The following is a 12,999-nucleotide window of genomic DNA, read 5'->3' as shown; positions in this document are numbered from 1 at the left end:
CCCCATTCTTATGCGCCGCACCCGCCAGAAGTCTCTGCAGGGAGCGCGGCATCGCAAGGACCGTACCCATGGCCAAATCCTCGAAGACCTCCGCCACCACCCGCACCGAAACCGACAGCTTCGGTCCGATCGAGGTCGCAGCGGATCGTTATTGGGGAGCCCAAACGGAACGGTCGCGACAGAATTTCAAGATCGGTCACGATCGCATGCCGATGCCGATCATTCGCGCGCTCGGCATCGTCAAGCTGGCGGCGGCCGAAACCAATCGCGAACTCAAACTTCTCGAGCCCAAGCTTGCAAAAGCCATTGTGAGCGCAGCGCGCGAAGTCATCGATGGGAAGCTGGATGATCACTTCCCACTGGTCGTCTGGCAAACCGGCTCCGGCACGCAGACCAACATGAATCTCAACGAGGTCATTGCCAATCGTGCGAACGAGCTTCTTGGCGGTGAACGCGGCACCAAGAAGCCCGTGCATCCCAATGACCATGTCAACATGAGTCAATCGTCCAACGATTCGTTTCCGACTGCGATGCACATTGCGGCAACGCAGGGTATTGTTGAGTACCTCATCCCCGCACTAAGCGAACTACATGCTGCGTTGCGCAAGAAGGAAAAAGCCTTCGCAAAGATCGTGAAGATCGGACGTACGCATACACAAGACGCGACGCCGCTCACGCTCGGGCAGGAGTTTTCAGGTTATGCCGCACAGATCGAAAGCGGCATCAAACGCCTACGAAGCGTCGTGAAGGATCTCTACCCGCTCGCCCAAGGTGGAACTGCAGTCGGGACCGGCCTCAACTCCAAGCCTCGTTTTGCGAAGCTGTTCGCGAAGCACGCAGCAACAATTACCAAGCTGCCTTTCATCACTGCACCGAACAAATTCGAAGCACTAGCATCAAACGACGCCTATGTGTTTGCACACGGTGCGATCAACTCAGTTGCAACTAGTCTATTTAAGATTGCAAACGACATCCGATTGCTCGGATCTGGCCCGCGTTCCGGACTTGGCGAATTGATACTTCCGGAGAACGAGCCTGGCTCATCGATCATGCCTGGAAAGGTAAATCCGACACAATGTGAAGCAATGACAATGGTATGCTGTCAGGTATTCGGTAACCACACGGCAATTACGGTGGCCGGCAGTCAGGGTCACTTCGAGCTCAATGTCTACAAGCCGGTGATGGCCCATTGCATGATGCAGTCCATCCAATTGATGGCGGATGTTGCGCGATCCTTCACAGAGCACTGCATCGACGGAATTCGCGCCGATGAAAAACGAATTCATGAGCTGATGGAACGATCACTGATGCTCGTGACTGCACTCGCACCGAAAATCGGTTACGATAACGCGGCGAAAGTCGCTAAGGTTGCTCATGCAAACGGAACGACATTGAAGGAGGAAGCGCTGCGGCTCGGTTTTGTTAGTGCAGCAGAGTTCGATCTTCTTGTTCAGCCGGCCAAAATGATACATCCTGGGTAAGCAAGAATATTTGCTCACAGCTTGTTGAGAATAACTCCAGAAGGAAATAGTTATAATTCATATCTGCTAAATGGTTAGAATGGTCGCATATCAGACGCGTTTTTCCTTGTGATACAGCAGAAGGTGATCTGGTTACGCTTCGTAGATGACTTCATTTTTCTGCGGAGCTTGTTTGGAACTACGGAGAATATTTTAGGATGGATACCGAAACCGAATTCACCCTCGTCTCGTACAACTACTGGATGGTGAAGACGACGTTTCCCACCCCATCATTTTTTAAAGACAGGAGCGATCATGGGTGACCTGATCAATCTCAATCGCTTCAAGAAGCGCACTGCACGAGAGGAATCGGCAAAACAAGCCGATATAAACCGTGCGCGCTTCGGACGAACTAAGTCAGAACGAACATTGCAGGAGCAGCGCACAGTCCGTGCGAACAACGTGCTGGATCAGCATCACATCGATGGCGAGGACGCATCATGAAATCGCCCGTAGTTAAGAGATCGATCGTTGTTGCGGGTCACAAGACCAGCGTGAGTCTCGAAGAGGCGTTCTGGAACGGCATGAAGGAGATTTCGAATCTTCGCGACATGACGCTTTCCGAGCTGGTTGGTGAGATCGACACAAACCGTCAGCAGGGCAATTTGTCGTCCGCGATTCGGCTGTTCGTGCTCGATTACTTCCGTACACGTGCCGTTCCGCAACAGCGGATGCCGGAGCACAATCTCTCGGCGTAAACACAGCCGACCTTCAGCGAATCGCTTCGCCGTCGGTCGTGTTTGCTGAGTCATCGTCAGAACGTCGGCCGCGCTGAACTCGCGGTCGGCGGTGTCAGTACTAGCGGAGGCGCGGGCCTCGGCCTTGGTGCGCGCGCAGCACCGGGTGCCGGACGAACCTCAATGGGTGCTGGCAGCGGCGCAACCTGCTGACTTGCAACAGGCGGTGTCGCAGAACGAGGCGTAGCAGCCTTCGGTGCAAGACGGCGCGGATCGCGACCGGGAAGAAGCACATCGGAGGGCGCAGAGGCTGTCGGTGGATCGCTCGCAGGCGTCTGCGTGTCGACGGGCAGCGAGGCGGACGGCGGAGGAACGGCAACGGGCACAGCCGCCGGTGGCAACTCACCGCGTTCAAGCGAATCAAGCCGGCGCGTCTCGCGATCGATTGCGCGCACTGCGAGCCAGGATGATAACGCCGCCACATCTAGCGTGCGATCAAGCTTGTCTGGCGTTCCCACCGCGAAGATCTGAACTTCCGGTCGAACGCTCGAAGTCCCCGCGCTCGTGCCGGTCAATGTCGCGCGCATATCCACCTGGTCGGCAACGATATCGTAACCTCCTGACACGATGGCACGCCCTCCTTCGCCATCGAGCGTCGTCGCACCAACGCGCAGGCGGCTATCCTTGATACTGAACGGGACCTGCACCGAAGTTACGGACAATGCACCGCCGGTGATCGCTGTATCGACGATCTGACGCAACTTGACGTCATTCGTGGCCTGCCCGGAATCGCTGGCGCGAATGGCAATGTCGAAGGCACGTGGATCGAGGCCATTGATGCGCGCCCCGTCGATCGTTAGCAATCCACTGCCGGACAATGCGCCTTCCAGAGCCGAGACACTGCGCCCCTGACTGGCCAGCGTCATCCGCAGCGATGTTTTGCCCGCGGGCATTGTCAGGGAACGATAGCGCAAATCAGCGCCATCGATTCCGGCGAATTGCACGCGGGCGCCGAGCGCATATCCGCTGATCGATGGCTTCAGATCGACATCGGCCGTGATCTCGCCGCCACCGACAGACCCTTTGATCGTATCGATCGTCAGGGCCTGGCCATCACTCTTCACAGTGCCACTGATGGGACGCAATTCAACACCGCCAGGCAATGTCCCGCGCAGCGCCTGAAAGGCCAACTGCCCGCGCCATCCCTGCAGCACACCATGCCCGAGCGGATCCGTGGCGTCGCGACCTCTCGTGCCCACAGCGAGACCAAAGGCCGGTCCAAGTTCGATCGCATCCATGCCGATCTGACCATCGATGGCTTTCTCGGCACCGAGCGTCAGCGCAATACGGCCGCGCACGCGTGAGCCAGCCAGTGTGCTGTCGATATCCTCCAACGTAACTTTGTCGCCGTTCAATGTGAGCCGCGATGACAGGCTGACATTCTGCGCGGCCGCATCCGACGGCTTGAGAGCGACCAGCGGCGCCAGATTGGCGCGACGTATCGCAAGCGCGAGCGATGCTTTCGGCGATCCCGCCCAAGGTTCTGCACTACCCTGAACATCGGCATCGACATCCGCGCCGGACAGTTTTGCCGTGACGCGCAGCGGCGCGCGCCATTGTCCTTTTGCCGATCCTTCGAAATTCACAACGGCGTCGCTTGCGGCGATCACGTTACTCAGGCCCAACAATGCGAGAAGTTGCCCGCCCTGCCCGACCAATTTAGACTCGAGTGTCACATCGCTGCGCGACAGCTCATTGAGGTCGACGCCACGCATCGCCGCTAGGGGAGCAGATGCGGTCAACGTCGTCGTCCCCTTCACCTGCGCCGCATCGATATCGAATACGGCGCGCGCATTTGTGCGATCGGCGCGTTGTTGATCCTTTGCCAGATCGAGCGACAGTTTGACTCGAACCGCGCCGGGCGTCGCGGTCATGGCGCTGAGCCTCGCCGCAACAGACGGCGCCAGCGGCGTGAGCAAGTTGCTGATCTGACTCATCGATGCGGACGTGGCGTTGAGTGTCAGTCCGCCCGTGGCTTCCATGCGATCGAACGACGCGCGGCCGTCGAGCATGAGGCCGGTGGCTTCACCGACTTTGAAGCGATCGACCGAGATCGTCTTTGGGCTGTAGGCCAGTTGCGCCACGAACGGGCGCATCTCCTGCCCGGCTGACACAGCACGGCCGATATCGAGTGACACCTGCCCTGCATCTGGCCACTCGGCCTGCGGCTCGCCAAGCGATCGGATCAAAGCCACCGCTGCGTCGAGATCGAGCCGGTCGGCCTTCAGGTCGGCATCGAAGCGGGAGCCGCCAGCAGCCGAGGAATACGAATATGCAGCACGACCTTCGATCGTACCCCCGTCGATCTCCGCCTTCAGTGCCTCGATGGCCAAGCGATTGGACACCGAAGTGATGTTGCCACGAATGCGTAGCGGCTTCTGATTGCGCAAGCCGACGTCTGTTCGGCCCTTGAGCCATGCAGCAAGCGTATCCGGATCGGACGACTCGACCGCGATGGCCCCCTTGAAGCCACCTGATGCACCTGGCTGTGCTGCTCCGCCGCTCAACGTGACGCGGGTCGCGCCTGGCGCACGAAACTCAAGACGATCAATCGTCCATGTCGCTGGATCACCGCGCAGATCCGCCCCGATATTCTGCACAGGCTTTCCGCCGAGCATGATCTGCTCTACGCCGATCTCGATCTGTGTCGCCAAAGGCGCAGACGGAATGCTCACCAGCAGCCTGCGTAGCACCGGCAACGGTGTGACGGCATCGTTGGTCGTTTGATCCCTGGAGAGCAGGCGATCGGCATCGAGCTGCTTGGCCGACAGCACCGCATGCAGCAGTGGCGATGTGCCAAAGCGCATGTCAGCAAGACCAGCGAACCTGAAAGCGTTCTCTTCCGCGCCATAGCTGGCTTCAAGCGCTTCCATATGTGCAGCCGCCGGGTCGGCCTTGACCTTGGCGAAGACGCGCCACGGCGTTGACAGTTGATCGCCCGCGCCATTCGCCTTCAGGCCGGCCGGGCTTGCGAGAGTCAGTGCGCCGTCGAAGCGTGGCGTGCGATTGTCGAAGTTGAGCACGCCATCGAGATCGACGGACAAGGGCTTCTCGCCGGGGTCGACAGTAAAACGAACGCGCGTGCCATTGCCGTCACCGGTCGGCCCGGAGGACAAACGGAACGGATAGCGCGCGCCCGACAACAGGAAATTGCCATCACCGCGCATGGCGCCGGCCGCCAATGAGCGGACATCGCCGCTGAAGGCGACGTCGTAGAGTTCGAGCGTGCTCTTGCTCGCCACATCATGGAGCGCGACGCGACCGGTGATATTCAGCCGATCAATCGCCAGCGCGCCAAGATTGAATGGTCCGGTGGAAGCCGGAAGTTCGATACGCCCCTGCGCGTTGAGGCCGAGATCGACCGCAGCGCCGCCGATGGTGAGCTCTGTCGCGCGCCATTCGCCGCGCATCAACGAACTCAGGCTGAATTCCACATCGAGATTGTCTGCACGGATCCTGCCGAGATCGTTGGGACTGCCCACCGTGATCGACTGCAGCCGTAGCGACGGCGCCGGCAGCAGCCGCGCCTCCAGCCCGCCGCTGACGCGAACGGGCGCACCGACCACGCGCGTGGCTTCAGCTTCGAATTGCGGGCGGAACTGATTCCAGTCGACGAAATAGGGCCCGACCAGAGCAGCAACCAGCGCCAGGATAAATGCAATTGCCAGGCCGAGCAGTGTCGTCTGCACCGAATCTCCCCTCAAGCGCTCCGGCAGAATGTCCGCCTGCCTGCCAGGCAAAGTGCATTGCAGCACGTCACTGGGCAATACGCCTTACAGACGTTGCAGGGCCACTACAGACGTTGCAGGGCCACGCAGAAATACGCGGGAACGCATCTATTTATAGAACCAACTGTGGCGAAGTCACAGCACGCAATAGATGGCCAGATCAGCCATCCCTCGCCATCCGCTTGCGGCAAATCGCCCGGCTTCGATCAAGTCGAAGCACCCTGCTCCAGCGGTTTTGCGGCGCCATGGGCGCGGTGCAAACGTCCGGCCACCGCCCTCACCTTGCCCGGCGACGCCATCCAGACCGCAAAGGTCGCGAGGAAGCTGACTGCGATTCCAAGGGCAAATGCAGGCGTATAGGTGCCAAAGTGGTCGTGCAGGACACCCGTCACCAAGGGACCGGCGGCGCCGCCGGCCAACGCGGCCAGCATGAGCGTGCCGAAAATGCTGCCGAAATGCTCGCCCTGGAAAATCTCGGAAACCACGGCGCCCATGATGGACGTCACGCCATAGCCCAGCAGGCCCTGCGAGATCACCATGACATAGACGAGCGCCAGACTCGGCACGGACTCCAGCGCAATCAGGGACGCAAAGCAGATTGCGAAACCGACACCGCTGACGGTCCAGATCCATTCGCGGCCGATGCGATCGGACAAATGGCCCAGAAATATCTGGCCGGGCACACCGAACAGACTGACCATACCGAGCGCCCAGGCGGCGACACCCGGCGTGAAACCGATGTCGAGCAGATACTTGGTTTGATGGACCTGGACGGCATACCAGGCATACAGCCCACCGAACAGGCCGAGCGCCAGCCACCAGAACCGCGCCGTTCGTATGGCGCGTGCCAGCGTCCAGTCGATACTGGCCCAAACCGGGTCAACCACGTTGGATACATGCTTCGCCGACGAGGTCGGCGCCTGATCGCCATCCGGCAAGAGCCCCATGTCCTGCGGGCGTTTGCGCAGCAGCAAATTGATCGGCACGAGCACGACCAGCACCACGAGCCCGACCGCCGTGCAGGCGGTGCGCCAACCGGTCTGCTCGATCATCACCTGCACCCAGGGAAGCACGGTCACAGACCCGATGCCGACGCCGGCGAATGCGAGGCCGACCGCGAGGCCGCGCTTGCGGCTGAACCAATTCGGCAGAAACAGCGATTGTCCGGAATAGCCGAGGCAGACGCTGCCTGCGCCGACCAGAACGCCGATGGTCATGTACAAATGCCACGGTTGCGTCGTCAGCGGCGCCAGCAACAGGCCAGCAGCCATCAGCACGACGCCAAGTTCCATGACGGCTCGCGGGCCGCCGCGATCCATCAGTCTGCCCATCAGCGGGCTCATGATCGCGGAAATCAGGAAGCCGAATGAAAAGGCACCGGCGGTGACGCCACGGTCCCAGCCGAATTCCTGGAGAATTGGCGGGAAGAACAGCGAGAACGATGTCCGCGCATTGACCCCGATGGCCATGGAAACGAACGTGACGGCGACGATGACCCAACCATAGAAAAACGGTAGCCGCATCGGATGATGCCTTTTTTATTGGACGCATTCTGCGTCAAAGCTTTTTGATTGCACCTTCCGTAACCGAAAAGCGCAATCCATGCTGGTATATAATTATATCTACAACTTTAAACTTTTTAAGAATAGTTAAGCATTGCCGCTGCTGCCGAATTTTCCCGTCCGCATTCGGCCTGACCGGATGCGGCAATCTGGCGTCACGCCTGCGGCAGGATTTTCCCGGGATTGAAGATATTGTCGGGATCGAGTGCCTTCTTGAGCGCCCGCATGGCGTCGAGCGCCTCACTGCCCAGTTCGGCCTGCATATACTTTTGCTTGCCTTGCCCGATGCCATGTTCACCCGTGCAGGTGCCCCCCATCGCCTGCGCCCGTTGAGCGAGGCGATGCATGAAGTCCTCAGCGCGGGCGACCTCGTTGGCATCGTTGCGATCGCAGACCATCGAGCAATGAAAGTTGCCATCGCCGACGTGGCCGACGATGGGCGCCAACAGGCCGAGCCGTGCGAGATCCTCTTCCGTCGCAGCGACACATTCCGCGAGTTTGGAAATCGGCACGCAGACGTCGGTGGCCGCGACGTCGGAACCCGGCCGCATGCTCTTCACCGACCAGTAGGCATCGTGACGGGCCTGCCAGAGCTTGGTGCGATCTTCCGGCTTCGTCGTCCAGGAGAAATCGCCACCGCCGCATTCCAGTGCGATCTCGTGAAAATTTCGCGACTGCTCGGCCACTTCGGCCTCGCTACCATGAAATTCCAGCAGCAGCAGCGGCGTTTCCGGCAGCGTCAGCTTGGAATAGGAATTACAGGCACGCACCTGCGCCTCGTTCAACAGCTCAATCCGAGCAACGGGAATGCCGGTCTGAATCGCGAGAATCGTCGCCTGACAGGCGCCTGCCACCGTGGCGAACGAACATGATGCGGCAGCCATGGTTTCAGGAATGCCACGCAGCTTGACGGTCAGCTCGCTGATGATACCCAGTGTGCCTTCGGCGCCAACGAACAGATGCGTCAAGTCATAGCCGGCAGAAGATTTCTTCGCGCGGGTGCCCGTCTTGATGATCTCACCATCGGCGCGCACGACCTTGAGCGCGAGCACGTTGTCGCGCATCGTCCCGTAACGCACCGCGTTAGTGCCGGAGGCGCGCGTCGACGCCATGCCGCCAAGCGACGCATCGGCGCCGGGATCAATCGGGAAGAACAGGCCCTGATCGCGCAGATTTTCGTTGAGCGCCTTGCGGGTGACGCCGGGCTGAATCACGCAGTCGAGGTCTTCGCTGTGCACTTCGAGGATATTGTTCATGTCGCGCATGTCGATGCAGATGCCGCCTGCCGGCGCATTGACCTGACCTTCCAGCGACGTGCCGGTGCCGAATGCGATCACCGGAACTTTGTTCGCTGCACAAATCCGGACCACGTCCTGGATATCGGCGGTCTCCTGCGCGAACACGACGCCATCCGGCGGCTGGTTGGCAAGCCAGGTCGTGGTATGGCCATGCTGCTCGCGAACCGCCTGCGACGTCACCAGTCGATTGCCAAAACGCGCCGTCAGCGCTTCAAGCGCTGTGGCCAAGGCCTTTGGCTCCGGTCGTTTCAAATTGTTCGCAATGCTAGCCACAGCAGTCCCTCCGACGCGGCGGGACCGTGGCAAAGGTTGTATAACGGGTCAAGAGACGTGAGAGCGGGACAGGAATTACCGATGACTGAGCCAACCGACGATCTGCTGCTGCAACCCGTCCCTTTCCAGGCGCATGTCATGCAGATCGAACCGCAATGGATCGACTATAATGGCCATCTCAACATGGCCTATTACAACGTGCTGTTTGACCGGGCGATCGACGATCTATGGCTCAAGATCGGGATCGGTCCCGAATATATGAAGGCGCGCAACAACTCGACCTTCACGGCCGAGTGCCATGTCCGCTACGTCAGGGAAATCCATCTCCGTGATCCCGCGCAGGTGTCGATCCTGGTTGTCGCTGCAGACGACAAGCGCATTCACACCTTCAAGGAGTTACGCCACGCCACCGAGGGATGGCTGTCGGCGACCTCAGAGAACATGACGCTCCACATGGACATGGCCGCCCGGAAGGTTGCGCCGTTTCCGCCCGATATCAGCGCCCGCGTGCAGGCGCTGGCCAATGCGCACCGATCCGTAGATCGCCCCGAGGGCATCGGCCGATCGATCGGGATGCCCTCGAAGAAATAACCGTCAGACGCGCGTGCGGCCGCGGACGAGGCCCACAACGGCCGAAATCAGGAACAGGACGATGGCGATGAAGAAGATCGCCTTGGCGATTTCGATGGAGGCGCCGGCGACACCGCCAAAGCCGAGAATGCCGGCAATGAGAGCAATGACGAGGAAGGTAACGACCCAGCTGAACATGGCACAAACCTCAGTTTTTGGTTTTTGACGCGGCATTCGCCGTCGTGCTTGATGCTGAAACAAGCCTGAGCGAAAATGAAAGTTCCCGACCCACGTACCAGCCAACATCACTGAAACGAGAGCGCTCCTGCGTGCCAACGGGCGTCAGATGAGCCCCATGCGGGGATAAGTCTGTCGCCAGAAGCCTCTCGCTCCTATATGCCCTCCTATCCTGCTAAGAAGGCTCCCCTTTAAGGCCCCACGGTGCCAACGTGGGCGGAATACGATTCGCATGAGTGACGCACGCAAAATGCCCGCCAACGATCTCCCTGCCTACCAACCGGCGGCGGGCGGCATTGGCGCGCGTGCGCGCGCTGCTGCGGCGCCAGCGGCACAGTATCTGAGCGGGCTCAATCCGGAGCAGCGCGACGCCGTCGAGACGCTCGACGGCCCTGTCCTCGTGCTCGCGGGTGCCGGCACCGGCAAGACCAAGGTTCTGACCTCGCGGATCGCCCACATCCTCAGCATGGGCCGTGCGCGGCCCGGTGAAATCCTGTCGGTGACCTTCACCAACAAGGCCGCGCGCGAGATGAAGCACCGGCTCGGCATCATGCTCGGCCAAGCGGTCGAGGGCATGCCGTGGCTCGGCACCTTCCACTCGATCGGCGGCCGCATCCTGCGCACCCATGCCGAACTGGTGCAGTTGAAATCCAATTTCACGGTGCTCGACACCGACGACCAGATCCGACTGCTCAAGCAGCTCCTGCAGGCCGACAATATCGACGACAAGCGCTGGCCGGCGCGAATGCTGGCCAACCTGATCGACGGTTGGAAGAACCGCGGACTAACGCCATCGCAGGTGCCGTCAGGCGAAGCCGCCGTGTTCGGCAATGGCAAGGGCGGCAAGCTCTATGCCGCCTATCAGGATCGGTTGAAGACCCTCAACGCTGCTGACTTCGGCGACCTCCTGCTGGAATGTATCCGGCTGTTCCGCGAACATCCGGACGTGCTGAAGCAGTATCAGCAGCGCTTCAAATATATCCTCGTCGACGAATATCAGGACACCAACGTCGCGCAGTATCTTTGGCTGCGGCTGCTGTCGCAGGCGCCCGGTCAGCGCTTGCTGCCGGAAGCGGACGCGCCATCGGCAGACAGCAAACTGGCCGTGCCGCTCAAAAACATCTGTTGCGTCGGCGACGACGACCAGTCGATCTATGGCTGGCGCGGCGCCGAGGTCGATAACATCCTGCGCTTCGAACATGATTTTCCCGGCGCCAAGGTCGTTCGGCTGGAGCGCAACTATCGCTCGACCGGCCACATCCTCGCCGCCGCCTCGCATCTGATTGCGCATAACGAAGGCCGCCTCGGCAAGACGCTACGCACCGAGGACGTCGATGGCGAGAAGGTCACCGTCACCGGTTCGTGGGATTCCGAAGAAGAAGCGCGCGCCATCGGCGAAGAGATCGAACAGCTGCAGCGCGAGGGCAACAAGCTCAACGACATCGCCATTTTGGTGCGCGCCTCGTTCCAGATGCGCGAGTTTGAAGACCGCTTCGTCACGCTCGGCCTGCCCTATCGGGTCATCGGCGGCCCGCGCTTCTATGAGCGCGCGGAAATCCGTGACGCACTGGCCTATCTTCGGGTGATCAACTCACCCGCCGACGATCTCGCTTTCGAGCGCATCGTCAATGTGCCCAAGCGCGGCCTCGGCGATGCCACGGTGCAGATGCTGCACGATCATGCCCGCCGACGTCGCATTCCGCTGTCGGAGGCTGCACGTCAGGTTGTCGAAACTGACGAGATGAAGCCGAAGGCGCGCGGCAGCCTGCGCGACCTGATGATGAGCTTCGAACGCTGGCGCAAGCAAAGCGAAGTGATGCCACATACCGAGCTCGCCGAGATCGTGCTCGACGAAAGCGGTTACACCGACATGTGGCAGAAGGACCGCTCCGCCGACGCTGCTGGCCGTCTTGAAAACCTCAAGGAACTGGTGCGCTCGATGGAGGAGTTCGAGAACCTGCAGGGATTCCTCGAACACATCTCGCTGGTGATGGACCGCGAGGGCGGTGCAGACGAGGATGCCGTGTCGGTGATGACGCTGCATTCCGCCAAAGGCCTCGAATTCGACAACGTATTTTTACCCGGCTGGGAGGAAGGCCTGTTTCCGCATCAGCGCGCGCTCGACGATCAGGGCCGCGCCGGGCTTGAGGAAGAACGCCGCCTCGCCCATGTCGGCATCACCCGCGCACGCCGCCGCGCCAAGCTCTATTTCGCGACCAACCGGCGCATTCACGGCACCTGGAACACGACGATGCCGTCGCGCTTCCTCGATGAATTGCCGGCGGCCAATGTCGAGATCACGGAATCAAAGGGCGGTTCGGCCTGGGGCGGTGCAGGCAGCTACGGCGCATCGCGCTTCGACAATGTGGAGTCCTTCGGCTCAAGCTATTCGACACCGGGCTGGCAGCGCGCGCAGGCCAACCGTTCACGCGGCGGCGGACAAGGCGGCAGCGGCTTCAGCGAAGGCCAGTCGCCTTTCGGCGGCTCCTCTTCATCGCGAAACAAGCGGCCGATGACTATCGAGGGCGAGTTGATCGCGAAGTCCACCGGCACGGAGTCCGACTTCACGCTGCAGGATCGCGTCTTCCACCAGAAGTTCGGCTACGGCAATGTGACCAAGATCGACGGCAACAAGCTCACCATCGTGTTCGAGAAGGCCGGTGAGAAGAAGGTCGTCGACAGTTTCGTGGAACGCGTCTGACAATGCCGGTCTATATTGCGCTCATTCAGAAGGATGCCAGCGGCACCTTCAACGTTTCCTTTCCCGACCTGCCCGGCATCGTGACCGCCGGTGACACCCTCGATGAAGCCATCGAGGAAGCCGAGGAAACGCTCGAATACGCGGCCGGAGACTGGCGCAATCCGGACGGCTCGAGCGGCCTTCCTACGCCGCGCACCATCGAGCAATTAACCAGCGACCCTGCATTTGCCGATGCGGCCGACGGTGGCACGATTGTCGAGATCGACTACGAAGCCGCAGAATAGCCCTAAAATTGCCTGTTCCGCGATTGCGCCGGCGCATCTTCATTCCTATGTACGCACCCCGCGCCCGACAAAGCCGTTTCGGCTGCGCC

At 60.5% G+C, this 12,999-nt stretch carries 10 protein-coding genes; 6 read left to right on the top strand and 4 right to left on the bottom strand.

Annotated features, from left to right (window positions below; translation table 11 throughout):
* Positions 1–68 precede the first annotated feature (68 nt).
* The 3 genes from fumC to AB7828_RS00635 all read left to right on the top strand — a co-directional run bounded on the left by fumC (position 69) and on the right by AB7828_RS00635 (position 2,218).
* On the top strand, positions 69–1,481 hold the full coding sequence (gene fumC, locus AB7828_RS00645) for a class II fumarate hydratase (RefSeq protein ID WP_441229095.1): 1,413 nt from the start codon (positions 69–71) through the stop codon (positions 1,479–1,481).
* A gap of 294 nt (positions 1,482–1,775) precedes the next feature.
* Positions 1,776–1,964, top strand: coding sequence for a DUF4169 family protein (locus AB7828_RS00640; RefSeq protein ID WP_068734044.1), 189 nt, complete (start codon positions 1,776–1,778; stop codon positions 1,962–1,964).
* Positions 1,961–2,218 (top strand): ribbon-helix-helix domain-containing protein, encoded by a 258-nt coding sequence (locus AB7828_RS00635; protein ID WP_068734045.1) that lies wholly within the window; start codon positions 1,961–1,963, stop codon positions 2,216–2,218. Before AB7828_RS00640 ends, AB7828_RS00635 begins: the two co-directional genes overlap by 4 nt.
* Before the next feature lie 56 nt (positions 2,219–2,274).
* Here the strand turns inward: AB7828_RS00635 and AB7828_RS00630 are convergent, their stop codons facing one another.
* From AB7828_RS00630 to AB7828_RS00620, 3 genes are all read right to left on the bottom strand, one after another.
* Positions 2,275–5,946 carry an AsmA family protein gene (locus AB7828_RS00630; protein WP_441229094.1) on the bottom strand — a complete coding sequence of 1,224 codons (3,672 nt, stop codon included), beginning with the start codon at positions 5,944–5,946 and terminating at the stop codon, positions 2,275–2,277.
* A gap of 245 nt (positions 5,947–6,191) precedes the next feature.
* Entirely contained in the window at positions 6,192–7,508 is a 1,317-nt protein-coding gene (locus tag AB7828_RS00625; protein WP_441229093.1) for an MFS transporter, read from the bottom strand.
* A 194-nt stretch (positions 7,509–7,702) separates the two neighbouring features.
* Positions 7,703–9,118 (bottom strand): FAD-binding oxidoreductase, encoded by a 1,416-nt coding sequence (locus AB7828_RS00620; protein WP_441229092.1) that lies wholly within the window; start codon positions 9,116–9,118, stop codon positions 7,703–7,705.
* 81 nt (positions 9,119–9,199) lie between these two features.
* On the opposite strand from AB7828_RS00620, the gene AB7828_RS00615 reads away from it, so the two are divergent.
* Entirely contained in the window at positions 9,200–9,709 is a 510-nt protein-coding gene (locus AB7828_RS00615; protein WP_441229091.1) for a thioesterase family protein, read from the top strand.
* A 3-nt stretch (positions 9,710–9,712) separates the two neighbouring features.
* On the opposite strand, the gene AB7828_RS00610 is transcribed toward AB7828_RS00615, so the two are convergent.
* A complete protein-coding gene (locus tag AB7828_RS00610; protein WP_309946607.1) occupies positions 9,713–9,886 on the bottom strand; it encodes a DUF1328 domain-containing protein in 174 nt (57 codons plus the stop codon).
* A gap of 271 nt (positions 9,887–10,157) precedes the next feature.
* Between AB7828_RS00610 and AB7828_RS00605 the strand changes: the two genes are divergently transcribed.
* Complete coding sequence (locus AB7828_RS00605) at positions 10,158–12,626, top strand: ATP-dependent helicase (RefSeq protein ID WP_441229090.1); 2,469 nt, start codon at positions 10,158–10,160, stop codon at positions 12,624–12,626.
* Positions 12,627–12,628: 2 nt separating this feature from the next.
* Positions 12,629–12,910 (top strand): type II toxin-antitoxin system HicB family antitoxin, encoded by a 282-nt coding sequence (locus AB7828_RS00600; RefSeq protein ID WP_089268248.1) that lies wholly within the window; start codon positions 12,629–12,631, stop codon positions 12,908–12,910.
* Positions 12,911–12,999 lie beyond the last annotated feature (89 nt).

Origin of the sequence: Tardiphaga sp. 215_C5_N2_1, assembly GCF_052076055.1 — a bacterium.
In the GTDB taxonomy this organism is placed as follows: Bacteria; Pseudomonadota; Alphaproteobacteria; order Rhizobiales; family Xanthobacteraceae; genus Tardiphaga; species Tardiphaga robiniae.
The sequence above is the reverse complement of the archived record's forward strand: the minus strand, read 5'-3'. Positions and strand labels throughout refer to the sequence as shown.

Coding starts and splice junctions, on each gene's coding strand:
- AB7828_RS00625 (WP_441229093.1), bottom strand. CDS start 7,508: ATGCGGCTACCGTTTTTCTATGGTTGGGTCATCGTCGCCGTCACGTTC.
- AB7828_RS00600 (WP_089268248.1), top strand. CDS start 12,629: ATGCCGGTCTATATTGCGCTCATTCAGAAGGATGCCAGCGGCACCTTC.
- AB7828_RS00615 (WP_441229091.1), top strand. CDS start 9,200: ATGACTGAGCCAACCGACGATCTGCTGCTGCAACCCGTCCCTTTCCAG.
- AB7828_RS00635 (WP_068734045.1), top strand. CDS start 1,961: ATGAAATCGCCCGTAGTTAAGAGATCGATCGTTGTTGCGGGTCACAAG.
- AB7828_RS00610 (WP_309946607.1), bottom strand. CDS start 9,886: ATGTTCAGCTGGGTCGTTACCTTCCTCGTCATTGCTCTCATTGCCGGC.
- AB7828_RS00640 (WP_068734044.1), top strand. CDS start 1,776: ATGGGTGACCTGATCAATCTCAATCGCTTCAAGAAGCGCACTGCACGA.
- fumC (WP_441229095.1), top strand. CDS start 69: ATGGCCAAATCCTCGAAGACCTCCGCCACCACCCGCACCGAAACCGAC.
- AB7828_RS00605 (WP_441229090.1), top strand. CDS start 10,158: ATGAGTGACGCACGCAAAATGCCCGCCAACGATCTCCCTGCCTACCAA.